We start from the raw sequence: 24,223 nt of genomic DNA, 5'->3' as shown, positions 1-24,223 counted from the left end.
CCTCACGCGACCGGGGACGCGACCGGCGTCGCCTTGCCGGCCGCGAAGCCCGCGTGCTCGGCCACCAGCGCCCCCGACAGGGCCGACGCGATCAGGCCCCGCGTCTCGGCGACGCCGTAGAGGGCCACGAAGGAACCGAACCGCGGCCCGCGCGCCTCGCCGAACAGCACGTTGTAGAGGCTCGTGAACCACGCCTGCGACACGCCGGGCCGCCCGTCCGGGCTCTTGGCCTTGCCGGACGTGTCGGGGAAGTGGCGCCGGCCGACCTCGTAGACCGCCGCCTGCAGCGCCTCCGGATCGGTGGAGCCGGCATGCGCCTCGAGCGTCTCCGACAGATCCTCCAGGGCCGCCCGCTCCTCGGGCGTGGGCGCCCGGTAGGTCTTGGCGGGCCGCACGAAGTCCGAGAAGTACTTCAGCGCGTGCCTGACCAGCCGGTCGAGGCCCGGATGGGTCTCCGGTCCGGTCTGCGGCGCGTAGCGGCGGATGAAGCCCCACAGCACCGCCGGATCCTCGGTATTGGCCACCGCGGCGAGATTGAGCAGCATCGCGAAGGTCAGGCTCGCGCCCTCGACCTTCTCGGGCTCCGGCGGGTTGCCGGCATGGAGGTGCCAGACCGGGTTGCCGAGGCGCAGCTTCGCGTCCTGGCCGGCATAGCGGTCGAGGAAGCCGATATACTCGTCGACGTGCCGGGGGATCACGTCGAAGAACAGGCGCTTGGCCTCGCGCGGCTTGTTGTACATGAACAGGGCGAGTGATTCCGGCGTGCCGTAGGTGAGCCACGCGTCGATGGTCAGCCCGTTGCCCTTCGACTTCGAGATCTTCTGGCCCTTCTCGTCCAGGAACAGCTCGTAATTGAAGCCCTCCGGCGGCTCGCCGCCGAGCGCCCGGGCGATCCTGGCGGAGAGCTTGACCGAGTCGATCAGGTCCTTGCCGGCCATCTCGTAATCGACGCCGAGCGCCACCCAGCGCATCGCCCAGTCGGGCTTCCACTGCAGCTTGGCGTGGCCGCCGGTCACCGGCGTCTCGTAGCGCTCGCCCGTGGCGGGATCGCGCCACACGATCGTGCCGCTCTCCGCCTTCACCTCGTCGATCGGCACCTGCATCACGTGGCCGGTGACCGGGTGGAGCGGCAGGAACGGCGAGTAGCTCGCCGAGCGCTCGGCCCGCAGCGACGGGAGCATGATCTCCATCACGGAATCGTAGCGCTCGAGCACGCGCAGCAGCGTCGCGTCGAACACGCCCGCGCGGTAGCATTCCGTCGCCGAGCGGAACTCGTAGGCGAACCCGAACGCGTCGAGGAAGCGGCGCAATTCGGCGTTGTTGTGCGCCCCGAAGCTGTCATGGGTGCCGAACGGGTCCGGCACGCGGGTGAGCGGCTGGTTGAGATGCGCGGCCAGTATCTCCCGGTTCGGCACGTTGTCGGGCACCTTGCGCAGCCCGTCCATGTCGTCCGAGAAGGCGATCAGCCGGGTCGGCACCGCGTCGCGGGTGAGCACCCGGAAGGCGTGCCGCACCATGGAGGTGCGGGCGACCTCCCCGAACGTGCCGATATGCGGCAGGCCCGAGGGGCCGTAGCCGGTCTCGAACAGCACTTCCTTCTTGCCGGATTTCTCCAGCCGCGCCACGAGCTTGCGGGCCTCCTCGAAGGGCCAGGCGGCGGCGTTGGCGGCGGCCTCGATGGTGTCGGCGTCGAGGGTCAGGGCTGGGGGAGCGGCGGCCATGTCTTCGGGGGTGAATGCGATCTGGGAGCGCGCACCCTAGAGCGGTTCGCATCGGAGCGGAACGCCCGACAGCGCAATGCGGGGTTCCATCGCGGGCCCGCCCTCGCGGCCTGTGACGGCGCATCTCGGTTTCGGCTCAGCGGACACGTCCCCGCATGCGAACGGATTCGCGAACGCGCCAGGACGACATCCCGGATGTCCAGATCTCCACCTCATCCTGAGGCGCCGCGCCCCTCAGAACGGGCTCACCGGGAAGAACCGCAGGTACAATTCGGTGTATTTCCCGTCGTCCCAGACCCGCTGGAGCGCGTCGTCCAGCGCCCGGGAGAGGGCCGCGTCCTCCTGGCGCGTGATCAGGCCGATCCCCTCTCCGAAATACCGGTTCTCCAGGTAGTCGCCGCCGGTCAGCGCGCAGCAATTCTCCGCGTCCTGGCCGCCGACGAAGAGGGCGAGGTTGAGGCCGTCGGCGAAGACGTAGTCGATCTCGCCGCGCTTGAGCGCGCCTTCGGCCGCCGCGAGGTCGGTGAAGTCCCGCGGCACGGCCTTCGGGAAGAACGCCTTGAGGTAGGCCGCATGCGCGCTGCCGGCGATGACCCCGACGCTGCGGTCGGCGAGCGCCGCCGCCGAGGGCACCGGCAGACCCTTGTCGGCCCGCGCGGCGAAGCGCGCCGGCCAGCGGAAATAGGGCCGCGTCGCCAGGAATTTCGACCGCAGGGACGCGGTCAGCGGGATGGCGGCCGCGACCACGTCGCCTTGCTTGCCGTCGAGGGCGTCCAGCAGGGTGTCGAAGCGGCGCGCCTGCACCGTGCAGGGGATCGTCAGCTTCTCGCAGACGGCCCGGGCGAGTTCGACCACGAAGCCCGTCGGGTTGCCGTCGGGGCCGGCGAAGTGCAGCGGCGGGAACTCGTCGTCGGTGAGGAAGCGGACCGCCCGGCCGGTCTGCGGCGCCTCGATCCGCTCGCCCCGGCTGCGCGGGTTCCAGAAATCCGGCACCGTGACGGCGGGGGTGACGGCCCGGGGCTCGGTCGCCGCCGCGGCGCCGACGGGGGTCGCCCCGAGGAGCGCCCCGAGAAGCGCGGCAGCGAGCGCGGCCGTCGCCACCCGGAATGGGATGCCTGTCCTATCGCCTCTTGACGACGGGGAAGGGGTGGTGCTCCTCTCGGAGCGCGGGGGCGGGGACTGGCTCACCCCCCTCCTCTACCACGTCCTGGAGCCACCGGGGGAGCGCGTGGCGTGTCGTTCCAGCGCCCGCCCGTGGAGCCGGCGGCCCTGCCGCCGGAGATCGCCTTCCTGCTGGCCGAGGGCGTCGACGGCCGGCTGCTGATTCGGGCGGCTGCCGAGGCGGCCGAGGCCGGGACCGACGCGGCGACCACCCTGATGAATGCGGGCCTGATCGCGGAATCGGCCTATTACGCGGCCCTGGCCCGGGTGCTCGGCGCCCCCTATCTCGACGGCCCGATCCCGTTCGGCCTGGGCCTGCGCTTCCCCGACACTCTGGTGGCCGGCCTCGCGCCCCTGGTGCCGGGATCGGTGGCGCCCTGGGTGCTGGCGCCCCGCGGCCGGGCGATCGCGGACCTCCTCGACATGCCGGGCCGCGCCGCCGTGCCGGCGATCGCCAGCCCCACCCACCTGCGCGAGGCCGTGTTCGCGGCCATCCCCGAGCAGGTGGCGGATTACGCGGCGCACGAATTGCGGCGGCGCGCGCCCGAGCGGGCGACGGCTCCCGAACCGGCTCTCCGCTGGCTGGCGGTCCTTGCCCTCGGCCTCACCGCCGCGCTCTGCCTGTGCGCGGCGTTGCCGGACCCGTTGGCGCGCGCGATGATGATGGCCGGGCAGATCCTGTTCCTGGCCATGGCGGCCCTCCGGATCGCGGCCCTCGCCATCGCGGCCCCGGTGGCGCCGGAGGCGGTGACGCCCCTCGCCGAGGCGGACCTGCCGGTCTACACGATCCTCGCCCCCCTCCACCGCGAGGCGGCGGTGGTGCCGGATCTGCTCAAGGCGCTCTCCGCCCTCGACTATCCCGCCGCCAAGCTCGACATCAAGCTGCTGCTCGAGGCCGACGACGCGGAGACCGCGGCAGCCCTCCCCCGCGACACGCTGCCGGCCCGGTTCGAGGTGATCACGGTGCCGCCGGGCGAGCCGCGCACCAAGCCCCGGGCGCTCAACGCCGCGCTGCCGCTGGCCCGCGGCGCCCTGCTCACGGTCTACGACGCCGAGGACGTGCCCGATCCCGGGCAATTGCGCCTGGCGGCCGCCCTGTTCGCGCGCCTGCCCGCGCGCACCGCCTGCCTCCAGGGCCGGCTCGTCATCGACAATGCCGGCGATTCGCGCCTCGCCCGCGCCTTCGCCCTCGAATATTCCGGCCTGTTCGACGTGCTGAATCCGGCCTTCGCCCGGTGCGGCCTGCCGGTCCCGCTGGGCGGCACCTCGATGCACCTGCGCACCCGCGTGCTGCGGGCGCTGCACGGCTGGGATGCCCACAACGTCACCGAGGATGCCGATCTCGGCCTGCGCCTCGCGCTGGCGGGCTACGCGGTCGGCGACCTGCCCAGCCCCACCTTCGAGGAGGCCCCGGCCCGCCTCGGGCCCTGGCTCGGACAGCGCACCCGCTGGCTGAAGGGGCTGGTCCAGACGAGCCTCACCCACGGGCGGCGCCCCCTCGCCAACGCGCGCAGCCTCGGCGGCCTGGAGGCGCTCTGCGCCGCCGCTTTGGTCCCCGGCACGGTGGCGTCGGCACTCGCCTACCCGGTCTGCCTCGTCGCGGCGGCCTGGTCCTTCTTGGTCCTGGACATCCCGGCCGCACCAGTCTTCCTGGACAACCTCTCCACCGGGCTCGCCATCACGCTGTTCGGGACCGGGCTCGCCGCCCTGGTCCTCCCCGCCCTCGTCGGCTGCGCCCGGCGCGGCTGGGGGGACCTCGCCCAGTCGGTCCCGTGGATGCCGATCTACTTCCTGCTGGTCAGCCTGGCGGCCTGGCTGGCGCTGATCGAACTGGTCCGCGCCCCGCTGCGCTGGAACAAGACCCGGCACGGCCTCGCGCGCACCTCCCGCAGCGGCCGGCGCCGCCGGCGGCACGCGGCAGCCTGCGGCGCCCCGCGAAACCCTGCGACACCGTGAGCCGCCTGGGAGACGGCCCGTGCGCGCCGCTTGATCTGGAACAGTCGCGTCGCCTGGCGCGGCCGCTAGCTTCGGCTGCCGGCCGTGCGGCCGGTGATCCGCCTCGCGGTAGCCCAAGCGATGCCGGCCTATCACCTTCGACGCACCCGCGAGCACGCGGACGGCCGCTGCGGCCTCGCCTTCGCCAGCGACTGCCTGGAGGCGGACGACGTGGAGGCGGCGATCCGCATCGCCCGCGGCCTGTGCCGGAGCGCCGCCAACATGCTCCTGACCGGGGCGGTGCTGACGGATTCGTTCGGCCGTATCCTGGGGTCCTTCACCCTGGCGCCGGCCCGGGAGCCCCTCTGCATCCGGGCGACGCGTTGAGGGCCGCGCGGATTGGCGCGCCGGGCGCCGTGCAACGCCTGCGGGACGCGCGCCGTTGTCCCGTGCTGGAAAGGCCAGGCGAGAGGCCGTGAGAGAGGCCATGACCACGATCGCGATCCTGATCGGCACGCAGGCGGGGGCGCGCCTGCTGGCCGCCGCCTCCGAACGGGAGGCGGCCCTGTCGGCCGAGGCCTTCCTGCTGCGCCTGCCCGTTCGCGCCCTTCCGGCGCCCCTCTGGGTGCAATGCGCCGATCCGGCGGTCAGCGGCCGCCTCACTGGCTATCTCAACGGGCTGCAGGCCGAGCAGGTGCGCGAGCGCGACGCCCGCCGGGTCTGAGGCGCGGCCGGTCTCCCGGAACGGATTTCCCTGCGCCGCGCCATGCTCTAACGCCATCCGCATGAGCGAGACACGCGATGCGGGCCAGCCCGGACCGAACGGGGTGCGAGACGATAACCCTGCGGCGGAGGCGCCCCTGGGCCGGCTCCTGCGCCTGATGGCGACGCTGCGCGATCCCGTCGCCGGCTGCCCCTGGGACGTGGCGCAGAGCTTCGCCACCATCGTGCCCTACACGATCGAGGAGGCTTACGAAGTCGCCGACGCGGTGGCGCGCGGCGACCTCGGCGACCTGCGCGACGAACTCGGCGACCTGCTGCTCCAGGTGGTGTTCCACGCCCGCATGGCCGAGGAGCAGGGCGCCTTCGCGTTCGACGACGTGGCCCGCGCCATCGGCGACAAGCTGGTCCGGCGCCACCCCCATGTCTTCACCCCGGACGGCGCGCCCCTGCCCGCCGGCTCGCCCCTGCGCGACCCCGCGGCGGTCGAGGCGCAGTGGGCGGCGATCAAGGCGCAGGAACGGGCGGCCCGGCAGGCGGAGCGGCGCGAGGCCGGCAACTCGGCCCCGACGCCGGACCCGGCGCCGGACCCGCTCGGCGGCGTCGCGCGGGCGCTGCCGGCCCTCGCCCGGGCCGAGAAGATCTCCCGGCGGGCGGCCGCCTACGGCTTCGACTGGGACGATGCCGTCCAGGTCGTCGACAAGGTCCGCGAGGAGACCGACGAGGTCGCCGAGGCCCTGGCGGCGGGCGATCCGGAGGCCCTGTCCGAGGAGATCGGCGACCTCCTGTTCTCGGTGGCGAACCTCGCGCGGCATGCCGGGACCGACCCGGAGACCGCCCTGCGCGACGGGACCGCCAAGTTCGAGCGCCGCTTCGCCGCCATGGCGCGGCATCTCGCGGCCTCCGGCGGCGCCCTCGGCCGCTCCGACCTCGCCGCCATGGAGGCCGCGTGGCAGGCGGCCAAGCGCGACGAGGCGGCGGGACGGTCGTAGCGGCGCGCGGCGCGGACCGGACACCCGGCATCCCCGCGCAGCCCGCGACGGGCGGTCTTCGCCGATCCACCTCCGCGCGGCGATGGCACGTCGCGGACGTCGCGCGGCCGATCGGGCGGCCTCCAGAACGGGGCACCCGGCACGTTGGCGTTCCGGTGGACGGGCGTTAAACCCACGCCATGTTCGATGACGCGGCCGCTCGGCGCTATCTCGCGGGACTGGCGCCGGTGGCGACGGGGTCGGTGCGCTGGCTCATCTACGATCACGACCGGCAATGGGTCTCGGTCGTGGACGGCAGCCTTGCGTCCCTGCGCCAAGACTGCGCGCAGGTCCTCAGCGCCTCCGCGGCGGGGCAGGCGACCGAATCCCTCGCCGACGCGATCCGGGCGTTCCTCGCCGAGGGGGCCGCGTGCACCCCGCAGATCGTCGCCCTGTCGTGCGCCGTGCTGATGCAGAGCGTCGGGGACCTCGACGCGGTCTTCGCCCAGATCCAGTCCGGCGTCATGGCGACCCTCGTCTACGCCGAGGACGTCGTGGTCAGGCCCGTCGCCGCGTAGCGCGGATCGGGACGCGCCCGGACGAACGGCCCGCCCGCCCGCGCGTCGCGTCCGATCCTGAGCGGCCGCGGCAAGGAAGATGTCGTCCGGGGGCGGGGCTTGGTCTAAAGCTGTGTCCGAGGGGGCGTCCGATCGGCGGCGCCTCGGGGTTCGCGGGGACTCATGGTGGCCGACGACGCGACGCTGCGCCGGCTGCTGGCCGGAATCGCGCGGGGTGAGGCGGACCGGCTCGCCGAACTCTACGATCTCTCCAGCCCGAAACTTTACGGGTTGATCCTGCGTATCCAGCGCGATCGGGGCTTGGCCGAGGACGTGCTTCAGGACGTCTACATGCGGATCTGGCAGGCCGCCGGCGCCTACAGGCCGGATGCCGGCCCGCCGATGCCCTGGCTGGTGACCATCGCGCGCAATCGCGCGATCGACAGCGTGCGTCGCAAGACCGAGGTGCAGGGTCCGGAACTGGAGAGCGGCGAGGATTGGGTGGCACGGATCATCGATCCGCACGACGCGGCGGCCGCCTTCCAGGACCGCGACGCCCTCGCGGCGTGCCTCGGCCGGCTCGAGCCGCTGCACAGGGATTGCGTCGTGCTGGCCTACTGCGAGGGTCGCTCGCGCGAGGAGTTGGCGGGCCATTTCGATCGCCCGGTCAACACGATCAAGACCTGGCTGCATCGCGCGCTGGCTGCCCTGAAGACCTGCCTGGAGACCGTGTCGTGACCGGGACGGGCGCACCGGACCCAGCCGCGGATCCCGGCGATCCCGACCTGCGCGCGGCGGAGTACGTGCTGGGAACGCTGGACGCCCGGGAGCGCGAGGCCGTCGCGCGGGCGGCGGCGCGGGATCCGGCCGCGCACGCGCGGATCGAGGCCTGGGAGCGGCGCCTCTTCCCGCTGGCGGAGACGATCCCCGCCGCGGCGCCGCCGCCGCGTGTCCGCGCCGCGCTGTTGCGGGCGCTGCCGGGCGGCGCGGATGCGCGTCAGATCGCGAGTCTCCGCGGCCAGGTCCGGCGCTGGCGGATGGCCGCCGGGAGTGCCGGGCTGCTGGCGGCCGGGCTCGCGCTGTTTCTGGCGGTCGGACCGACCCTCGAACCGCCGGGCGGCCGCTACCTCGCCGTGGTCCAGGGCGGCGGTACGCTGCCCGCGCTGATCGTGCGCGTCGACACGCGCACCGGCATCGCCCAGGTGCGACCCGTCGGCGCCCAGGCGCCGGCGGATCGAAGCCTCGAGCTGTGGTATGTCGGCGCGCAGGGACCGAGGCCGCTCGGCCTCGTCGGCGCCGGGCAGAGCCAGGTGAGGCTGCCGGCCGGGGCCGCTCCGGACGGGATGATCGCCGTCTCGGTGGAGCCGCCCGGGGGCTCGCCCAGCGGCCAGCCCACCGGGCCGGTGGTCTACACCGGCAAGCTCCTGGCGGAATGACGCGATCGCGGCGGTGTGCCTGACGGCGCCCGCGCCGGGACGGCGCCCGCAACCCTGCCGGGGCCGCGGGCACCGCACCGCTCGGGCCGATCAGGGCATCAGGACGGCGTTGACGACGTGGATGACGCCGTTCGACTGCATGACGTTCGGGATGGTCACCGTGGCGGTGTTGCCCTTCACGTCGGTGACCAGGACCTTCTTGCCCTGCACCTCGACGGCGAGCGGCTCGCCCGCGACCGTGGTGAGCGTGCCCTGCCCGCCGCCCTTGCGGGCCAGCGCCGTCAGGTCCTTGGCGGTGTAGACGCCCGGGACCACGTGGTAGGTCAGGATCTTCGTCAGCGTCGCCTTGTTCTGCGGCTGCACGAGGCTCTCCACCGTGCCCGGCGGCAGCTTGGCGAAGGCGCCGTTCGTGGGCGCGAAGACCGTGAACGGGCCCGGGCCGTTCAGCGTGTCGACCAGGCCGGCGGCCTTCACGGCGGCCACCAGGGTGGTGTGATCCTTCGAGTTGACCGCGTTCTCGACGATGGTCTTCTGGGCGTACATCGGCGCGCCGCCGACCATGGGATTCTTGGCATAGGCCGTGCCGCTCGCTCCGAGGCCGAGCGCGAGGGTCAGGGCGAGCGCCTTGGCCGCGCGGCGGCCGGTGTTCAGGGTGAGCATCGTGTTTCCTTCGGTCCCAACCCCGATGAGCGGGGCAGCGCGTGCCCTTACGGGGGCTGGGGAGGAAAAGTTTCGCGGGAACGTTTGGCCGGGCCGGCCCGCGCTGGCGGAGCCTCAGCCCCGCCCGGGTCCTCGCGGCCTGAGCGGGTGCACCCGTACCGTACGACCGACTGCGCCGCGATCCCCGCACGCCGAGGGCTCGACACGGGGCGGCGCGCGGATATGTTCCGCGCATGCGCCTCGCCCTGCCCGCCCTCGCCGCCCTCGCCGTCACCGCCGCCCTGTCCCGGCCCGCCGAGGCCGAGACGATCGCTCAGGAGCGGTTCGGCTGCCACAGCCAGGAGGTCACGGACCGCCTGTTCAAGCTGGTCATGGCCGGCGACGAATCCGGCTTCGGGCAGCTGCTGCAGGGCAGCCTCGCCAGCGGCGAGTGCCGGTCCTTCAAGGCCGGCGAGGAAGTCCGGCTCGAATCCCGGACGATGAGCTACGGCTGCCTCGCCCTGAAGGACACACAGGACCGCTGCTACTGGACGCCGCTCAGCGCCATCGAGACGGCGAAATGACGGCCCCCGGAGGCGGTCCGGCGCCCTCCGGGGCGCCGGACCGCCCCGTGATCAGGCGGCCTTCTTCCCCTTGCCCCTCGCAGCCTCGGCGGACTGCCCGCCATCCTGGGGATCGCCCGCGACGTTGATCGACTCGGCGATCTTGGAGAGCAGCGCGTCGGTCTTCTTCTCCTCCTGCAGGGTCTCGTCCAGGAGCTTGGCGGCATCCGCGTAGCCAAGCTGGCTGGCCCAGGTCTTCAGGGTGCCGTAGCGGGCGATCTCGTAATGCTCCACCGCCTGGGCGCAGGCGGCCAGCACCGCGTCGGCGGCCGGGCTGTCGGCGAAGTCGTCGAGATCCTCCTCCATCTCGGAGACGATGCCCTGCATCGCCTCGCAGGTCTTGGCCCGGGCCGGCTTGCCGATGATCTCGAAGACCTGCGTCAGGCGCTCCACCTGCTGGGCGCTCTCCTCGGCATGGGTCTCGAAGGCTTGGCGCAGCTCGTCGTGCTCCGCCGCCTTGGCGGATTTCTTGAGCGCTTTCACCGACTGCTTCTCGGCGTAGTAGACGTCCTTCAGGGTCTCGTAGAAGGCGTCCTGCAGCGTCTTCTGCTTGGCCATGGCGCTCTGTCTCCGTTGAGGGCCGCTGTCTGTGTCCGCGGCATCCGCACGGGGAACGCCGGTCCGGCCGGCTGTATCCGGGCAATATCTTCGCCCTGTGGAGGAACCTTTTCGGGCTCAGCGGCCCGCCCCGTCGGGGCGCGTCTTCCGATCGGAGCCCGCGCGCGGCGGCCCGGGATGCCGGGTGCCGCCCGGCTTCGGGCGCAGGCGGTCGAGGGCGGTTTCGAGGGCGCGCTCCACCGCGTCGCGGTCCGGCACGGTATCCGTCGGAGGCGGGGGCGATCGGCTCGGGTCGCGGCGCTTCGGCATGTCGTCCGCCCCTATCGGGGCCGGGCGGTCCCATCTCTCGACCCGCACGGCAGCTGACGGCCAGTCTGTCGGCCGGGATCCTCTGATCAAAGCATGCCGTGAGCGCAGGATCCCGGGATCCTGTGATCAAGGTTCCCGGATGGTTGCTGGCGCGTGCGCTTCCAGAGCTGCCGGCAGCCGTGACGGATCACCGGAGGTCTCGCCTGTGGCCCCGTCAGATCGGCTTCGTCCGCCGAACGGCCCGTCGATTAGCCCGCCGGCCCAGAGCGCCGCCCAGACGAGGACCGGCTGAAACGCCAGGCGCGGGCCGTGATACCACCAGGAATCCGGGATGCCGTCGACATGGACATGGTCGAAGGCATGCTTGAGGTTCGCCGGGAAGACGCAGACCGCGTAGAGGGCGAGGCCGATTCCGGCCGCTCGGCGGAACCGGTCCGTCAGGAGTCCGACGGCGCCGGCAATCTCGCACAGGCCGGTCGCCAGGATGACGAGCCGCGGCTCCGGCACCCAGCCGGGCATCAGCGGCAGCATTGCATTGGCCGCCACGAGATGCACGATCCCGATGAACCCGTAGAGCGCCGCGAGCCCGTAGCGCAGCCGGCGGCGGCCCGTCTCCGCGGCGCGGCCGGTCACGCGACCACGTCCTCCGCCACGCCGCAGGATTGGGCCACGCGGGCCCGGAGCGCCGCCACGAGGCGGGCCACCGCCGGGTGCCCGGCCGCCGCCGGGAAGGCTGTGTCGCCGATCGCCGTCACGGGCGCCAGGAGCCGGAGGGAGTTGGTCAGGAACACCGCCTCGGCGCCCAAGAGGTCGGGCAGGCCCAGCGACCGTTCCTCCGCCCTGAGCCCGCATCCGGCGGCGAGCGCCAGGATCTCCGCCCGCACGATCCCCGCGAGGACGCCGTCGGCGAGCGGCGGCGTCACCAGGGTGGTGCCGAACAGGGCGAACAGATTGCCGGTGCCCGCGCAGGCGACGCGGCCCCGGGTGTTGCGGAACAGCGCCTCGTCGAACCCCGCCGCGGCGGCGTCGCGGGCGGCCAGCACCGCGTCGCCGTAGCCCAGCGTCTTCAGCCGGGCGGCCGGGGACGTGTCGTTGCGGGCGATCGGCGTCGGCCACAGGCGCAGGGGCGCGAACGCGGCAGCCCTGGCGCTCGCGGCCGCGGTGGCGAACAGGGTCGGGTTCGGGGCGTCGGGCGGCTTCAGGCCGCGCGGGCCGGAGCCGCGGGTGAGGGTGGTGCGGATCGCGAGCCGGTCGCCGGTCCTGCCACCCGCGCCGGCCAGAGCCCGCAGGGCGTCCCGAATCCGGCCTGGCGCGGCGGGGATCCCCAGCGCGTCCGCGGAGGTCACGAGCCGGGCGATGTGTGCCTCCTCGAAGGCGACGCGGCCGCCGAGCGCCAGCGCCGTGTCGAACAGGCCGTCGCCGAGCGTCAGGCCGCGGTCGGTGAGGTCCAGCGGTGTGATCGTCCCCGGGACGACGGCGCCGTCACGCCACAGCATCGCGCTGCCCCTCCCGCCACGCGCGGGCCAGCCCCAGAAAATTGGCGAACAGGGCGTGCCCGCCCTCGGTCAGGACCGATTCCGGATGAAACTGGATGCCGTAGGTCGGGTGGGTCCGGTGCGACAGCGCCATCACTTCCCCCTCCTGCGAGACCGCGTCGACGGAGAGGTGCTTCTCCATGTCGGGCCCGGGGGCGACCACCAGCGAGTGGTAGCGCCCCACCGGCATCGGCGCCGGCAGCCCTGCGAACAGCCGGGCGCCCGCATGGGCGATCGGCGTCATCTGCCCGTGCAGGGGCCGCTGAGCCCGCTCGACCGTGCCGCCGAAGGCTGCGCCGATCGCCTGGTGGCCGAGGCAGACGCCGAGGATCGGCACCTCCCCCGACAGGTCCCGGATCGCCGGCAGGGAGATCCCGGCTTCCGCGGGGGTGCAGGGGCCGGGCGACACCACCAGCGCCTCGGGGGCGAGCGCCCGGATGCCGGCCACGTCCAGCGCATCGTTGCGCACGACCCGGATCGTTTCGCCGAGCTCCTCCAGGTAGCGGACGACGTTGAAGACGAACGAGTCGTAATTGTCGAGGACGAGGATCATGCGAAGGCCTCGAAGACGCGGGCGGCCTTGGCCAGGGTCTCGTCGTATTCGGGGCCGGGCTCCGACAGCAGGGTCACCCCGCCCCCGGCCTGCAGGACCGCCTGCCTGTCGTCCATGAACACGGTGCGGATCGCGATCGCGGTGTCGAGCGCCCCGTCGAAGCCGATCCGGCCGATGGCGCCGCAGTAGAGCTCGCGGGCGTCGCCCTCGATCTCGGTGATGATGTCCATGGCGCGGATCTTCGGCGCGCCGGTGATCGAGCCGCCGGGAAACGTCCCTTCCAGCAGGTCGAGGGCGTCGAGCCCGTCGCGGAGCTTCCCGGTCACCACCGACACCAGATGGTGGACGTTGGCGTAGGTCTCCAGGCCGCACAGGGTGGGCACGGCGACGCTGCCCGGCGCGCAGACCCGGGACAGGTCGTTGCGCAGCAGGTCGACGATCATGACGTTCTCGGCCCGCTCCTTGACGCTGGCCTGCAGCGCCTCGGCCGCTGCCCGGTCGGCCGCCGGGTCGTCGAGGCGGCGCGCGGTGCCCTTGATCGGGCGCGTCTCCACGTGCCGTCCGTCGAGGCGGATGAACCGCTCCGGCGAGGACGAGGCGACGGTCAGGCCCTCCAGTTCCAGATAGGCGCCGAAGGTCGCCGGGTTGGTCTCGCGCAGCCGCCGGTAGAGGGCGAACGGGTCGAATCCAGCTGGCAGGTCGGCGGTGAAGCGCTGGGCGATGTTGGCCTGGTAGATGTCGCCGGCCCGGATATAGGCGCGGACCTTTTCGACCGCCTCCTCATAGCTTTGGCGGTCGAAGTTCGAGCGCCACGCGAGCGGCTGGGCCGGCCGGGCGGGGGCCGGGACCAGCGGCTCCGCGCCGCCGAGCAGGTCGGCGAAGCGGGCGAGCCGCGCGTCCGCGCGAGCCCGCCGCGCCTCCGGCGCGATCTCCGGGAAACCCGTGGCGACGAGCCGGCACGTGCCGACGGCGTGGTCGACGACCAGCACCGTGTCGTAGAGGTTCAGCGCGATGTCGTCGGTGAGCCCCGCCCGCCGGACCGGCGCCGCCACCCGCTCCAGCGCCGCGCCGAGGTCGTAGGCCAGGTACCCGATCGCCCCGCCGGGGAACGGCTCCGACCCGGGCTCGAGCCGGTAGGGTTCGAGGCAGGCCCGGAGCGCCGCCATCGGGCCGCCCGCGACCGGATTCCCGTCGAGGGTCGCGCGTCCGTCGCGATAGCGGAAACGCGCGAACGGATCGGCGGCCACGATCGAGTGCCGCCCCAGCGGATCGTGCCGCATGGCGCTGTCGAGGAAGGCGAGCCCGGGCAGGGCGCGCAGCCGGGCTGCCGCCGCGACGGGATCGATGAAGGGGATCTCTCGGGTCCACATGACCGGGTTCGGGGCCATTATCCTCGGGCTTTGCGTCGTCCGCTGCCGTCGCACAGGCGATGCCGCGGGGGAAGCGGCAGTTCCACGCAGGGCCCGCCGCTTCGTGAGGGCGGGCCGTGTCCGGGGCGCAGGGCAGCGCCGTCCAGGCCTGATGTGGGGTCTGAGGAGCCTGTCGTAAAGCTTTGCCATAACGACAGGATCAGCTGACGGCGGCAGTCTCGCGCTCAGGGCCGGTCACCCCTGCGGCGGCCGGCCTCGCGCGAAGGCGCGGGAGCCTGTATAGGAGCCCGACCCCGAATTCTTGGTCTTGCGCTCCGGGCGGCCGATCACCGGTTGCCCTGCCGGACTGTCCGACCCGAATGCCATGACCGCCACGCCCGCCCCCCGCGGCCCCGCTCCCGGCGCCGCCCCGAAAATCTCGTTCGTCTCGCTGGGCTGCCCGAAGGCGCTGGTCGATTCCGAGCGGATCCTGACCCATCTCCGCGCCGAGGGCTACGAGCTGGCCCGCCGGCACGACGGCGCCGACGTGGTGATCGTCAACACCTGCGGCTTCCTCGATTCGGCCAAGGCGGAGTCGCTCTCGGCGATCGGCGAGGCCATGGCGGAGAACGGCCGCGTCATCGTCACCGGCTGCATGGGCGCGCAGCCGGAGGAGATCCGCGAGAAGTACCCGGACCTCCTGGCGGTGACCGGGCCCCAGGCCTACGAGTCGGTCGTGGCGGCCGTCCACGAGGCGGTGCCGCCGGCCCACGACCCGTTCCTCGACCTCGTGCCGCCGCAGGGTATCAAGCTCACCCCGCGCCACTACGCCTACCTGAAGATCTCGGAAGGGTGCAGCAACCGCTGCAGCTTCTGCATCATCCCGTCCCTGCGCGGGAATCTCGTCAGCCGCCCGGCCGCCGACGTGCTGCGCGAGGCCGAGAAGCTGGTCAAAGCCGGCGTGAAGGAGCTGCTGGTGGTCAGCCAGGACACCAGCGCCTACGGCGTCGATATCCGCTACGCCGAGAGCCCGTGGCAGGACCGGCAGGTCCGGGCGAAGTTCTACGACCTGACCCGGGAGCTCGGCGCGCTCGGCGCCTGGGTCCGGCTGCACTACGTCTACCCCTACCCGCACGTGGACGAGGTCATCCCGCTGATGGCCGAGGGCAAGGTGCTCCCCTATCTCGACATGCCGCTCCAGCACGCGAGCCCGTCGGTGCTCAAGCGCATGCGCCGCCCCGGCAATCAAGAGCGGCAGCTCGACCGGATCCGCAGCTGGCGGCAGACCTGCCCGGACCTCGCGATCCGCTCGACCTTCATCGTCGGCTTCCCCGGCGAGACCGAGGCCGAGTTCGAGGAATTGCTGGCCTGGCTGCAGGAGGCCAAGCTCGATCGCGTCGGCTGCTTCGAGTACGAGCCGGTGGCGGGGGCCACCGCCAACGCGCTCGGCGACCTCGTGCCGCCGGCGGTCAAGGCCGAGCGCAAGCGCCGGTTCATGGAGACCCAGAACGGCATCGCGCTCCGGCTTCAGCGGGCCAAGGTCGGCAAGCGGCTGCCCGTGATCGTCGACGCCGTCGAGGGCGGGGTCGCGCGGGGCCGGTCCAAGGCCGACGCGCCGGAGATCGACGGCACCGTCCACGCCGCCTTCCGGCGCCCGGTCCGGGTCGGCGACATCGTCACCGTGAAGATCGACCGGGCCGAGGCCTACGACCTTTACGGCAGCGTCGCCTGAACGGGCTGCGGCTGACCCTGACGGGCCTCCAACCTACATCCTCATCCTGAGGCGCCGGAGCGCAGCGGAGGCCTCCTTCGAGGCCCGCTGACGCGGGCACCTCAGGATGAGGGCACGGGCGGGATATCCCTGTTGAAGGCGCGACCGGCCCTGCTTGACCCCGCTAGGTCGCCGCGATCATTCAGAACAGAGCAGGAACCCACGGCGGACCTCCGAGGCGGCGATGGATCCGGAGGTCGCGCTCCGCAAGATCATCCACATCGACATGGACGCGTTCTACGCCTCCGTGGAGCAGCGCGACGACCCGTCCCTGCGCGGCCTGCCGCTGGCGGTGGGCGGCTCGCGGGAGCGGGGGGTCGTGGCGGCGGCGAGCTACGAGGCGCGGAAGTTCGGCGTCCGCTCGGCCATGCCGTCGGCCACCGCCCGCCGGCTCTGCCCGGACCTGCTGTTCGTGAAGCCGCGCTTCGAGGTCTACCGGGCGGTCTCGGAGGAGATCCGCGCGGTCTTCGCCCGGCACACGGCCGTCATCGAGCCGGTGGCGCTCGACGAGGCCTATCTCGACGTCACCGAGAACCTCCTGGGTCTCCCGACCGCCACGGCCGTGGCGAAGGCGATCCGGGCCGAGATCTTGGAGCGCACCGGGCTCGTCGCCTCGGCGGGGGTCTCGTACAACAAGTTCCTCGCCAAGGTGGCGTCCGACCACAGGAAGCCCGACGCCCTGTTCGTCATCACCCCCGCCATGGGGCCGGACTTCGTGGCCGCGCTGCCGATCGGCCGGTTCCACGGGGTCGGCCCGGTCACCGAGGCGAAGATGAAGCGGCTCGGGATCGAGACAGGGGCGGATCTCCGCGCCTGGCCTCTGGAGCGCCTGCGCGAGACCTTCGGCTCCGCGGGCGCCTACTACCACGCGGTCGCCCGGGGCATCGACGCGCGGCCGGTGCGCGCCCACCGGGTGCGCAAGTCGATCGGCGCCGAGACCACCTTCTCGGACGACACGGCCGCCTTCGAGGTCCTGGCCGCCCGGCTGGCGCCGCTGTTCGACAAGGTCTGGGCCGGGGCCGACGCCAAGAGCATGCGCGCCCGGACCGTGACCCTGAAGCTCAAGTTCTCGGACTTCGCCCAGGTCACCCGGGCGCGGTCGCTGCCCGTCCCCGTCGCCGACCGGGCTAATCTGGAGCGGGTCGGCCTCGACCTGCTCGCCGGCCTGTTTCCCCTGCGGCGCAGCGCGCGGCTGATCGGGGTGTCGCTGTCGGGTTTCGCGCAGGACGCGCCGGAGGCGCCGCTCCAGCTCGGGCTGGCGCTGTGAGGCCGCCTCGCCGCCGTCGCTGCGCACGGGATGACGGAGCGGGTGAGCAGCCGAAGCGTTCAACCCAGACCGAGAGACACGCGCCTCTGCGCTGGTGCCGGCCATGCTGAGCGGTTCGCCGGTGCGGTCCCGCACGTCGAGCCGGCTCGACACATCCCGGATCGGAGCGATTCAGCGCGGATCGGGGTTGGCCGGATACGCGCACGCCGAAGGACCCCGCCCATGACGAAGCACGTCTCCCCGGCGCTGGCCGCCGCGCTCGTGCTGACGGCCCCAATGGATGTCGCCCGCGCGGATGGCACATCCGCCTTCGGCGCCGCCAACGCCGCGCAGCTGCGGGGTTACACCGCGAGTCCGGCGCAGATCTCCATCCCGGCGGGCGGCCCAGCCGCCCGGCCTGCCGCTGCCGTACCCGCGCCGCAGCGGCCGAAGGCACCGGCCCGCGGCCGCTGAGAAATCGGCCCGGGCCTTGCCGGCCCGGGCATCCCGTCACGCGTTCTTGCGCGGCCGGTGATCGGGGTCGATGCCGCCGTCGAGCTTCGTCTCGTTGTCCACGTCACCCTCGAAGGTCGAATCCGCCTGCAGATCGGCAGGATCGGCGCCGCTCATGCCCTTCGAGGTGCCGATGCCGGGATTGCCCTTGAGGTCGGCGTCGGTCGGGGTGTCGGTCTTCAGATGCTTGGAGGACATGCAGGCTCCTGTCGGATGCTGATGGCGGGCCAACGCACCGGGGCGGAGACGGTCTCCCGCGCCTCGTGCGGCGGTTCGCCTCCCGGCCCCCGCGCGCCCTCAGCCGATCTCCGCCGCCGCGATCCGGCGGATGCCCGCCGCCTCCATCTCCGCCCAGGCCCGCGCGAGCGACCCGTCCACGTCGATCCCGCGCACCGCATCCTCCACCACGAGAACCTCGAAGCCCGCGTCGCGCGCGTCGAGCGCGCTCCAGGCGACGCAGAAATCGGTGGCGAGGCCGCACACGGCGACGCGGGCGATGCCGCGCTCCCGGAGCGCGCCCGCGAGCCCCGTACGGGTAGCCCGGTCGGCTTCCAGGAAGGCCGAGTAGCTGTCGACCCGCGGATCGAGCCCCTTGCGCACCACCAGGCTCGCCCGGTCGGTGGCGAGGCCCGGCGCGAAGGCGGCCCCCCGGCTGCCCTGGACGCAGTGGCGCGGCCACAGCACCTGCGGCCCGTAGGGCAGCGCCACGGTCTCGAACGGGGCCCGCCCCGGATGGGTCTCGGCGAAGGAGACGTGATCGGCCGGATGCCAGTCCTGCATCAGCACCACGTGCCGGAACCGGTGCTGGAGCGCGTTGATCGGGCCGATCACCGCGTCGCCCCCCGGGACGGGGAGCGCCCCGCCCGGCAGGAAATCGACCTGCACGTCGACGACGAGGAGCAGATCGGCGTTGCCGGGCGTCACGGTCGGTCCCTACGGCAGCATCACGATCGAGCCGGTGGTTTCCCGGCCCGCGAGGTCGCGGTGGACCTGCTGCGCCTCGGCCAGTGGGTAGGTGGCGTTGACGGCGATCTTCACCGCGCCGTCGCGGACCACCTTGAACAGGCGGGCGGCCGCCTCCTCCAGGGTGGCGCGGTTCGACGAGAAGGTCGCGAGCGTCGGGCGCGTCACGTAGAGCGAGCCGCGCGGGGCGAGCAGCCCGAGGTCGAGCCCGGTGATCGCCCCGGAGGCCGAGCCGAAGCTCGCCAGCAGGCCGAGCGGCGCGAGGCTGTCCAGCGAGCCCATCAGGGTCGCCTGCCCGACGCCGTCATAGACCACCGGCACGCCCTTGCCGCCGGTGATCTCGCGCACGCGCTTGGCCACGTCCTCCTCGCGGTAGAGGATGACGTGGTCGCAGCCGTTCTTCCTGGCGAGCTCCGCCTTCTCGGGGCTGCCGGCGGTGCCGATCACGGTGGCGCCGAGGTGCTTGGCCCATTGGCAGGCGATCAGGCCGACGCCGCCGGCGGCCGCCTGCCACAGGATCGTGTCGCCGGGCTTCACCGCGTAGGTCCGGTGCAGCAGGTACTCGACGGTCAGGCCCTTGAGCATCATGGCGGCGGCGGTCTTCTCGTCGACGCCGTCGGGGATTGGCACGGCCGCGGAGGCCGGGATCACCGGCTCCTCGGCGTAGCAGCCGTCCGCCACCGAGCCGTAGGCGACCCGGTCGCCCGGCTTGAACTGGCTGACGCCCTCGCCCACCGCCGTGACGGTGCCGGCCCCCTCCTTGCCGGGGGTGTAGGGCAGGTGCGGGGACTTGTAGGCGCCGGTGCGGAAGTAGATGTCGATGAAGTTGACGCCGATGGCGGCCTGCTTGACGCGGATCTGCCCGGGGCCGGGCTCGGCCAGGGGCACGTCCTCGAAGCGCATCACCTCGGGGCCGCCGTACTCGTAGACCCGGATCGCCTTCGGCATCGTCGTACTCCCGCTCGCCGCCCCACCCGGGGGCGTTGGCCTTCGAGATAACGGAGCGCCCGCGGGAGGCAATTTCTTTTTGCTCTCTCGCGCTCCAGTTGTAACTCGCCCGGCGACAGCCCCATTCTGGATCCGCCGGCGCCGCGCGCCTATCTAGGCCCTGCCCCTGTTCGAGCCGAGGTCCGACCGCCATGTCCGGCACCACCCGCACGAGCGCCGACCTCGATCCGCGCCGCCGCCGCCTCCTCTACCGCGCCTGGCACCGGGGCATCCGCGAGATGGACCTGATCATGGGCCGCTTCGCCGATGCCGCGATCGGCGACCTGTCGGAGGCGGAGCTCGACCAGTTCGAGGCGCTGATCGAGGTGCCGGACCGCGACCTGTTCAAGTGGCTCACCGGAGAGGTCGAGACGCCCTCGAACTACGACACGGCGGTCTGGCGGCGGGTGCGGGCGTTCCACCGGCACGACGCGCCGATCCATTCCTGAGAGCGACCGGTCGAGAGAGCCCGCGATGGACGAGCCCAAGCCCAATTACGATCACCCCGCCCGGTCGATCGCCACCGAGCTGGTGGTGCGGATCATGCTGGAGATGATGGAGCGCTCCGACCCGGCGCTCCGCGGAGAGATCCTGCGGCAGGCGACGGTCCGCGCCGCCGCGATGACCGAGCACATGCCCAACGCGGACTTCTTCCGCGGCCGGGTCGAGGCGGCGCTGGCGGAGATCGTCGGGCCGGACGCGTGAGGGGCGCGGGCCCGGAAATCCTCACGCTCCGGCCTCCGACGCGGCGCGACACGCCCCCTCTCCCGTGCGGGAGAGGGTTGGGGTGAGGGATCCGCCATCTCCGGATTGGGCACGCCCCTCACCCTGTCCCTCTCCCGCAAGGGGGAGGGGACCCGCGCTCCCTGACCGACGCCCTGACCGACGATCGGCCGCACATCGGCGCAGGGCCGTTCCCTGCCGCGACGGAGCTTCCATATAGGCTCTGTCCCGCCACCCGGCCGCCGGCGCCGTGCTTTATCGCGGCGGCCCGATCGGCTAACGCCACCTGATCACCACCCCTGACGCGCCCGGCGGGATTTCCCGCGAAAGACCCGATGGCCAAGCCTCAGCCGAAGCCCCCCGCCCCCGCTGCCAAGCCGCCGGTCGCGCGCTTCGCGCTGCCGAAATCCTCCGCGCTCGCCCGGGCTGTCGACGCCCTGAAGCGCGGCGACAGCCCGGTGCTGGCGAACGCCCCGGAGGGCTTCGACGCGCTGGCGCTCGCCGACCTCGCTCGCGCCCTGGCGCCCACCGTCGACGCGCCGGCCGTGCTGGTCCACGTGGCGCGCGATTCCGGGCGCTCGGCGTCGTTCCAGGCGGCCTTGAGCTTCGTCGCGCCCGAGATGGACGTGATGAGCCTGCCGGCCTGGGACTGCCAGCCCTACGACCGGGTCTCGCCCACCACGGCGGTCGCCGCCGCCCGGATGACGGCGCTCGCCCGTCTGGCCCGCACCCGCTCCGCCGAGGACCGCCCGCGCATCCTCTGCACCACCGTCAACGCTCTGGTGCAGCGGGTCCCGCCCCGCGCCCACATCGCCAAGGAGGCGTTCTCGGCGGCGATCGGCAACGTCGTGGCGATGGACGACGTGGTCGCGTGGCTGGAGGCCAACGGCTTCCTGCGCACCGGGACGGTGCGCGACACCGGCGAGTACGCGGTCCGCGGCGGCATCCTCGACATGTCGCCCCCGGGCCTGCCGGCGCCGATCCGCCTCGACTTCTTCGGCGACACGCTGGAATCGATCCGCGCTTTCGACCCGGAGACGCAGCGCACCACCGGGCAGCTCCGCTCCCTCGACCTGATGCCGATGAGCGAGGTCCAGCTCACCACCGAGACGATCCGGCGCTTCCGCCAGGGCTACATCCAGAGCTTCGGGGCGGCGACCCGGGACGACCGGCTCTACGAGACGGTGAGCGAGGGGCGGCGCTACGCCGGCCTCGAGCACTGGATGCCGCTGTTCTACGACCACCTCGACACGCTGTTCGACTATCTCGGCGGCGTGCCGCTGGTCTTCGACCCGCAGGTCGAGGACGCCGCCGCCGAGCGGATCAGCCTCGTCCAGGACTACTACCAGGCGCGCGAGGGCGCGATGAAGACGCCGCAGGCCGGCGTCGCCCCCTACAAGCCCCTGCCCCCGCGCGCCCTCTACCTGATGCCGAACGAGCTGAAGGAACGGATCGCCGCCGCCACGGTGGCGCGGCTGACGCCGTTCGCGCAGCCCGAATCGTCCGAGCGCGCGGTGATCGATTGCGGCGCCAAAGCCGGACGGAACTTCGCGCCGGAGCGGGCCGACGAGAATACCAGCGTGTTCGACGCCGCGGTGGCGCATATCCGCGACCTCCAGGGATCCGGGCATCACGTGATCCTGGGAGCCTGGTCCGACGGATCCCGGGACCGCCTCTGCGGCGTGCTCACCGACCACGGCCTGAAGAAGCCCGTGGCGATCACCCGGCTCACCGACGTCTACGCGCTCAAGCGCGGCACCGACGCGGCGGTGGCGGTCTGGGGCCTGGAGGCGGGCTTCACCGCGGGCGAGCTCGCCGTCGTCTCCGAGGGCGACATCCTGGGCGACCGGCTGGTCCGCCAGAAGCGAAAGGCCAAGCGGCCCCAGGACGTGATCCTGGAGGTGCAGGCGCTCCAGCCCGGCGACATCGTGGTTCATGCCGACCACGGAATCGGTCGATTCGTCGGCCTGAAGACGATCCACGCCGCGGGCGCCCCGCACGACTGCCTGGAGCTGCAATATACCGGCGGCCTGCTGCTGCTGCCGGTGGAGAATATCGAGCTCCTGACCCGCTACGGCTCGGAGGATGCCGAGGTCGCGCTGGACCGGCTCGGCGGCGGCGCGTGGCAGGCCCGCAAGGCCAAGATGAAGCGCCGCATCCTCGAGATGGCGGGCGAGCTGATCAAGGTCGCGGCCCAGCGCTTCGTCCGGAAGGCTCCGGCCCTGAAGGCGCCCGAGGGCCTCTACGGGGAGTTCGCCGCCCGCTTCCCCTTCGAGGAGACCGAGGACCAGGCCAACGCCATCGACGCGGTGCTGGACGACCTCAATGCCGGCCGGCCCATGGACCGGCTGGTCTGCGGCGATGTCGGCTTCGGCAAGACCGAGGTGGCGCTCCGCGCCGCCTTCGCGGCGGCGATCTCGGGCAAGCAGGTGGCGGTGATCGTTCCCACGACGCTGCTGGCCCGCCAGCATTTCCGGACCTTCGCCGAGCGCTTCAAGGGCCTGCCGGTTCAGGTCGCGCAGCTCTCCCGCTTCGCCTCCGCGGCCGAGATGAAGCAGACCCGCGCCGGCCTTGCCGCCGGCACGGTCGACATCGTGGTCGGCACCCATGCGCTCTTGGCGAAGAACATCGCCTTCAAGGATCTCGGCCTGATCATCGTGGACGAGGAGCAGCATTTCGGCGTGGCCCACAAGGAGCGGCTGAAGGCGCTCCAGGCGGATGTCCACGTGCTGACGCTGTCGGCGACCCCGATCCCGCGCACGCTCCAGCTCGCCATGACGGGCGTGCGCGAGCTCTCGATCATCGCGACGCCGCCGGTCGACCGGCTGGTGGTGCGCACCTTCGTGACGCCGTTCGACCCGCTGACCATCCGGGAGGCTCTGCTGCGGGAGCGCTACCGCGGCGGACAAGCCTTCTACGTCGTCCCGCGCATCGAGGATCTGGCGGAGGTCAAGAAATTCCTCGACGCCGAGATGCCAGAGATCAAGGTCGCGGTGGCCCACGGTCAGATGGCGGCGGGCCAGCTCGAGGACGTGATGACCGCCTTCTACGAGGGCAAGTTCGACGTCCTGCTCTCGACCACGATCGTGGAATCGGGCCTCGACATCCCCACCGCCAACACGCTGATCGTCCACCGGGCCGACATGTTCGGGCTGGCCCAGCTCTACCAGCTGCGCGGCCGGGTCGGGCGCTCGAAGGCGCGGGCCTACGCGCTGTTCACGACCCCGGCGAACCGCCAGCTCACCGCCCAGGCCGAGCAGCGGCTCAAGGTCCTCCAGAGCCTCGACACGCTGGGCGCGGGCTTCCAGCTCGCCTCCCACGACCTCGACATCCGCGGCGCCGGCAATCTCCTGGGCGACGCCCAGTCGGGCCACATCAAGGAGGTCGGCTACGAACTCTACCAACAGATGCTGGAGGACGCGGTGACGGCGCTCAAGGCCGGCATCGAGGACGTGCCCGAGGAGGCGTGGTCGCCGACCATCGCGCTGGGCGCGCCGGTCACGATCCCGGAGGATTACGTCGAGGATCTCGGGGTGCGGCTCGCGCTCTACCGGCGCCTCGCCACCCTCCAGGACGACGCCGAGATGGAGAGTTTCGGCGCCGAGATGATCGACCGGTTCGGGCCGCTGCCGCCGGAGGTGGAGCAGCTGCTCAAGATCGGCACGATCAAGATCCTCTGCCTCAAGGCCAATGTCGAGAAGGTCGAGGCCGGGCCGAAGGGCGTGGTGGTCCATTTCCGCGACCGGTCCTACGCCAACCCGCAGGGGCTGGTGGCCTACGTGGCCGAGCAGGCGTCTTTCGCGAAGGTGCGGCCGGACATGAGCGTCGTGTTCGTGCGCGAGCTGAACACGGTTCCGGCCCGGCTCAAGACTGCCACCGAGGTGCTGCGCAGCCTCGTCACGATCGCCGGGCGGGGGAAGAAGGCGGCGTGACGATCCTCTCGGCAGGCCTCC

26 protein-coding genes are annotated in these 24,223 nt (G+C 72.6%); 14 read left to right on the top strand and 12 right to left on the bottom strand.

The window, feature by feature from the left end; all coding sequences use genetic code 11:
- Positions 1-2: 2 nt before the first annotated feature.
- Together CIW48_RS15960 and CIW48_RS15955 are read right to left on the bottom strand one after the other, a co-directional pair.
- Complete coding sequence (locus CIW48_RS15960; protein WP_149311652.1) at positions 3-1,721, bottom strand: lysine--tRNA ligase; 1,719 nt, start codon at positions 1,719-1,721, stop codon at positions 3-5.
- A gap of 234 nt (positions 1,722-1,955) precedes the next feature.
- Positions 1,956-2,909, bottom strand: a complete 954-nt coding sequence (locus tag CIW48_RS15955) for a transporter substrate-binding domain-containing protein (protein WP_149311651.1) — start codon at positions 2,907-2,909, stop codon at positions 1,956-1,958.
- Between the two features lie 45 nt (positions 2,910-2,954).
- On the opposite strand from CIW48_RS15955, the gene CIW48_RS15950 reads away from it, so the two are divergent.
- The 7 genes from CIW48_RS15950 to CIW48_RS15920 all read left to right on the top strand — a co-directional run bounded on the left by CIW48_RS15950 (position 2,955) and on the right by CIW48_RS15920 (position 8,501).
- Positions 2,955-4,838, top strand: a complete 1,884-nt coding sequence (locus tag CIW48_RS15950) for a glycosyltransferase family 2 protein (RefSeq protein ID WP_149311650.1) — start codon at positions 2,955-2,957, stop codon at positions 4,836-4,838.
- 84 nt (positions 4,839-4,922) lie between these two features.
- Complete coding sequence (locus tag CIW48_RS15945; RefSeq protein WP_246695264.1) at positions 4,923-5,204, top strand: hypothetical protein; 282 nt, start codon at positions 4,923-4,925, stop codon at positions 5,202-5,204.
- A 100-nt stretch (positions 5,205-5,304) separates the two neighbouring features.
- Positions 5,305-5,541 carry a hypothetical protein gene (locus tag CIW48_RS15940; RefSeq protein WP_091776499.1) on the top strand — a complete coding sequence of 79 codons (237 nt, stop codon included), beginning with the start codon at positions 5,305-5,307 and terminating at the stop codon, positions 5,539-5,541.
- Positions 5,542-5,602: 61 nt separating this feature from the next.
- Complete coding sequence (gene mazG / locus CIW48_RS15935; protein ID WP_149311649.1) at positions 5,603-6,529, top strand: nucleoside triphosphate pyrophosphohydrolase; 927 nt, start codon at positions 5,603-5,605, stop codon at positions 6,527-6,529.
- A gap of 179 nt (positions 6,530-6,708) precedes the next feature.
- On the top strand, positions 6,709-7,086 hold the full coding sequence (locus CIW48_RS15930; protein WP_149311648.1) for a hypothetical protein: 378 nt from the start codon (positions 6,709-6,711) through the stop codon (positions 7,084-7,086).
- A gap of 165 nt (positions 7,087-7,251) precedes the next feature.
- Positions 7,252-7,803, top strand: a complete 552-nt coding sequence (locus CIW48_RS15925) for a sigma-70 family RNA polymerase sigma factor (RefSeq protein ID WP_149311647.1) — start codon at positions 7,252-7,254, stop codon at positions 7,801-7,803.
- The gene (locus CIW48_RS15920; protein WP_246695263.1) at positions 7,800-8,501 is read left to right on the top strand and encodes an anti-sigma factor; all 702 of its coding nucleotides are present in this window, start codon (positions 7,800-7,802) and stop codon (positions 8,499-8,501) included. The genes CIW48_RS15925 and CIW48_RS15920 overlap by 4 nt, the downstream gene beginning before the upstream one ends.
- A 90-nt stretch (positions 8,502-8,591) precedes the next feature.
- Here the strand turns inward: CIW48_RS15920 and CIW48_RS15915 are convergent, their stop codons facing one another.
- The gene (locus CIW48_RS15915) at positions 8,592-9,161 is read right to left on the bottom strand and encodes a fasciclin domain-containing protein (protein ID WP_149311646.1); all 570 of its coding nucleotides are present in this window, start codon (positions 9,159-9,161) and stop codon (positions 8,592-8,594) included.
- A 233-nt stretch (positions 9,162-9,394) separates the two neighbouring features.
- Between CIW48_RS15915 and CIW48_RS15910 the strand changes: the two genes are divergently transcribed.
- On the top strand, positions 9,395-9,724 hold the full coding sequence (locus CIW48_RS15910) for a hypothetical protein (protein WP_149311645.1): 330 nt from the start codon (positions 9,395-9,397) through the stop codon (positions 9,722-9,724).
- A gap of 51 nt (positions 9,725-9,775) precedes the next feature.
- On the opposite strand, the gene CIW48_RS15905 is transcribed toward CIW48_RS15910, so the two are convergent.
- The 6 genes from CIW48_RS15905 to pabB form a co-directional block, all read right to left on the bottom strand.
- On the bottom strand, positions 9,776-10,321 hold the full coding sequence (locus CIW48_RS15905; RefSeq protein WP_149311644.1) for a ferritin-like domain-containing protein: 546 nt from the start codon (positions 10,319-10,321) through the stop codon (positions 9,776-9,778).
- Positions 10,322-10,438: 117 nt separating this feature from the next.
- Entirely contained in the window at positions 10,439-10,579 is a 141-nt protein-coding gene (locus CIW48_RS15900) for a hypothetical protein (RefSeq protein ID WP_246695262.1), read from the bottom strand.
- Positions 10,580-10,756: 177 nt separating this feature from the next.
- Entirely contained in the window at positions 10,757-11,263 is a 507-nt protein-coding gene (locus tag CIW48_RS15895; protein ID WP_149311642.1) for a DoxX family protein, read from the bottom strand.
- A complete protein-coding gene (locus CIW48_RS15890) occupies positions 11,260-12,126 on the bottom strand; it encodes an aminotransferase class IV (protein ID WP_149311641.1) in 867 nt (288 codons plus the stop codon). Before CIW48_RS15890 ends, CIW48_RS15895 begins: the two co-directional genes overlap by 4 nt.
- Positions 12,113-12,718 (bottom strand): aminodeoxychorismate/anthranilate synthase component II, encoded by a 606-nt coding sequence (locus tag CIW48_RS15885; RefSeq protein WP_149311640.1) that lies wholly within the window; start codon positions 12,716-12,718, stop codon positions 12,113-12,115. Before CIW48_RS15885 ends, CIW48_RS15890 begins: the two co-directional genes overlap by 14 nt.
- Entirely contained in the window at positions 12,715-14,088 is a 1,374-nt protein-coding gene (gene pabB / locus CIW48_RS15880; protein WP_149311639.1) for an aminodeoxychorismate synthase component I, read from the bottom strand. Before pabB ends, CIW48_RS15885 begins: the two co-directional genes overlap by 4 nt.
- A gap of 364 nt (positions 14,089-14,452) precedes the next feature.
- Here pabB and rimO point away from each other — a divergent pair, with 364 nt between their 5' ends.
- From rimO to CIW48_RS15865, 3 genes are all read left to right on the top strand, one after another.
- Positions 14,453-15,799, top strand: a complete 1,347-nt coding sequence (gene rimO, locus CIW48_RS15875; RefSeq protein ID WP_149311638.1) for a 30S ribosomal protein S12 methylthiotransferase RimO — start codon at positions 14,453-14,455, stop codon at positions 15,797-15,799.
- A 223-nt stretch (positions 15,800-16,022) separates the two neighbouring features.
- A complete protein-coding gene (dinB, locus tag CIW48_RS15870) occupies positions 16,023-17,105 on the top strand; it encodes a DNA polymerase IV (protein ID WP_149311637.1) in 1,083 nt (360 codons plus the stop codon).
- Between the two features lie 222 nt (positions 17,106-17,327).
- Positions 17,328-17,558 (top strand): hypothetical protein, encoded by a 231-nt coding sequence (locus CIW48_RS15865; RefSeq protein ID WP_149311636.1) that lies wholly within the window; start codon positions 17,328-17,330, stop codon positions 17,556-17,558.
- Positions 17,559-17,594: 36 nt separating this feature from the next.
- Here CIW48_RS15865 and CIW48_RS15860 read toward each other — a convergent pair whose 3' ends face one another.
- The 3 genes from CIW48_RS15860 to CIW48_RS15850 form a co-directional block, all read right to left on the bottom strand.
- A complete protein-coding gene (locus tag CIW48_RS15860; protein ID WP_091776472.1) occupies positions 17,595-17,795 on the bottom strand; it encodes a hypothetical protein in 201 nt (66 codons plus the stop codon).
- 99 nt (positions 17,796-17,894) lie between these two features.
- Entirely contained in the window at positions 17,895-18,521 is a 627-nt protein-coding gene (gene pncA, locus CIW48_RS15855) for a bifunctional nicotinamidase/pyrazinamidase (protein WP_149311635.1), read from the bottom strand.
- Positions 18,522-18,530: 9 nt separating this feature from the next.
- Complete coding sequence (locus CIW48_RS15850) at positions 18,531-19,508, bottom strand: quinone oxidoreductase (RefSeq protein ID WP_149311634.1); 978 nt, start codon at positions 19,506-19,508, stop codon at positions 18,531-18,533.
- Between the two features lie 191 nt (positions 19,509-19,699).
- On the opposite strand from CIW48_RS15850, the gene CIW48_RS15845 reads away from it, so the two are divergent.
- The 3 genes from CIW48_RS15845 (at position 19,700) to mfd (ending at position 24,202) form a co-directional block, all read left to right on the top strand.
- Complete coding sequence (locus CIW48_RS15845; RefSeq protein ID WP_149311633.1) at positions 19,700-19,996, top strand: succinate dehydrogenase assembly factor 2; 297 nt, start codon at positions 19,700-19,702, stop codon at positions 19,994-19,996.
- Between the two features lie 25 nt (positions 19,997-20,021).
- Positions 20,022-20,252, top strand: a complete 231-nt coding sequence (locus CIW48_RS15840; protein WP_012318629.1) for a hypothetical protein — start codon at positions 20,022-20,024, stop codon at positions 20,250-20,252.
- A gap of 353 nt (positions 20,253-20,605) precedes the next feature.
- Positions 20,606-24,202: a transcription-repair coupling factor gene (gene mfd, locus CIW48_RS15830; protein WP_149311631.1), complete on the top strand. Its 3,597-nt coding sequence runs from the start codon at positions 20,606-20,608 to the stop codon at positions 24,200-24,202.
- Positions 24,203-24,223: the final 21 nt, after the last annotated feature.

The organism is Methylobacterium sp. P1-11 (assembly GCF_008329595.1).
Taxonomy (GTDB): Bacteria; Pseudomonadota; Alphaproteobacteria; order Rhizobiales; family Beijerinckiaceae; genus Methylobacterium.
The sequence above is the reverse complement of the archived record's forward strand: the minus strand, read 5'-3'. Positions and strand labels throughout refer to the sequence as shown.

Excerpts from the sequence above, each read along its gene's own strand:
- CIW48_RS15960 (WP_149311652.1), bottom strand. The coding sequence starts at position 1,721 with ATGGCCGCCGCTCCCCCAGCCCTGACCCTCGACGCCGACACCATCGAG.
- CIW48_RS15940 (WP_091776499.1), top strand. The coding sequence starts at position 5,305 with ATGACCACGATCGCGATCCTGATCGGCACGCAGGCGGGGGCGCGCCTG.
- mazG (WP_149311649.1), top strand. The coding sequence starts at position 5,603 with ATGAGCGAGACACGCGATGCGGGCCAGCCCGGACCGAACGGGGTGCGA.
- CIW48_RS15930 (WP_149311648.1), top strand. The coding sequence starts at position 6,709 with ATGTTCGATGACGCGGCCGCTCGGCGCTATCTCGCGGGACTGGCGCCG.
- CIW48_RS15915 (WP_149311646.1), bottom strand. The coding sequence starts at position 9,161 with ATGCTCACCCTGAACACCGGCCGCCGCGCGGCCAAGGCGCTCGCCCTG.
- CIW48_RS15910 (WP_149311645.1), top strand. The coding sequence starts at position 9,395 with ATGCGCCTCGCCCTGCCCGCCCTCGCCGCCCTCGCCGTCACCGCCGCC.
- CIW48_RS15905 (WP_149311644.1), bottom strand. The coding sequence starts at position 10,321 with ATGGCCAAGCAGAAGACGCTGCAGGACGCCTTCTACGAGACCCTGAAG.
- CIW48_RS15890 (WP_149311641.1), bottom strand. The coding sequence starts at position 12,126 with ATGCTGTGGCGTGACGGCGCCGTCGTCCCGGGGACGATCACACCGCTG.
- CIW48_RS15885 (WP_149311640.1), bottom strand. The coding sequence starts at position 12,718 with ATGATCCTCGTCCTCGACAATTACGACTCGTTCGTCTTCAACGTCGTC.
- pabB (WP_149311639.1), bottom strand. The coding sequence starts at position 14,088 with ATGTGGACCCGAGAGATCCCCTTCATCGATCCCGTCGCGGCGGCAGCC.
- rimO (WP_149311638.1), top strand. The coding sequence starts at position 14,453 with ATGACCGCCACGCCCGCCCCCCGCGGCCCCGCTCCCGGCGCCGCCCCG.
- dinB (WP_149311637.1), top strand. The coding sequence starts at position 16,023 with ATGGATCCGGAGGTCGCGCTCCGCAAGATCATCCACATCGACATGGAC.
- CIW48_RS15865 (WP_149311636.1), top strand. The coding sequence starts at position 17,328 with ATGACGAAGCACGTCTCCCCGGCGCTGGCCGCCGCGCTCGTGCTGACG.
- CIW48_RS15860 (WP_091776472.1), bottom strand. The coding sequence starts at position 17,795 with ATGTCCTCCAAGCATCTGAAGACCGACACCCCGACCGACGCCGACCTC.
- CIW48_RS15850 (WP_149311634.1), bottom strand. The coding sequence starts at position 19,508 with ATGCCGAAGGCGATCCGGGTCTACGAGTACGGCGGCCCCGAGGTGATG.
- CIW48_RS15845 (WP_149311633.1), top strand. The coding sequence starts at position 19,700 with ATGTCCGGCACCACCCGCACGAGCGCCGACCTCGATCCGCGCCGCCGC.
- CIW48_RS15840 (WP_012318629.1), top strand. The coding sequence starts at position 20,022 with ATGGACGAGCCCAAGCCCAATTACGATCACCCCGCCCGGTCGATCGCC.
- mfd (WP_149311631.1), top strand. The coding sequence starts at position 20,606 with ATGGCCAAGCCTCAGCCGAAGCCCCCCGCCCCCGCTGCCAAGCCGCCG.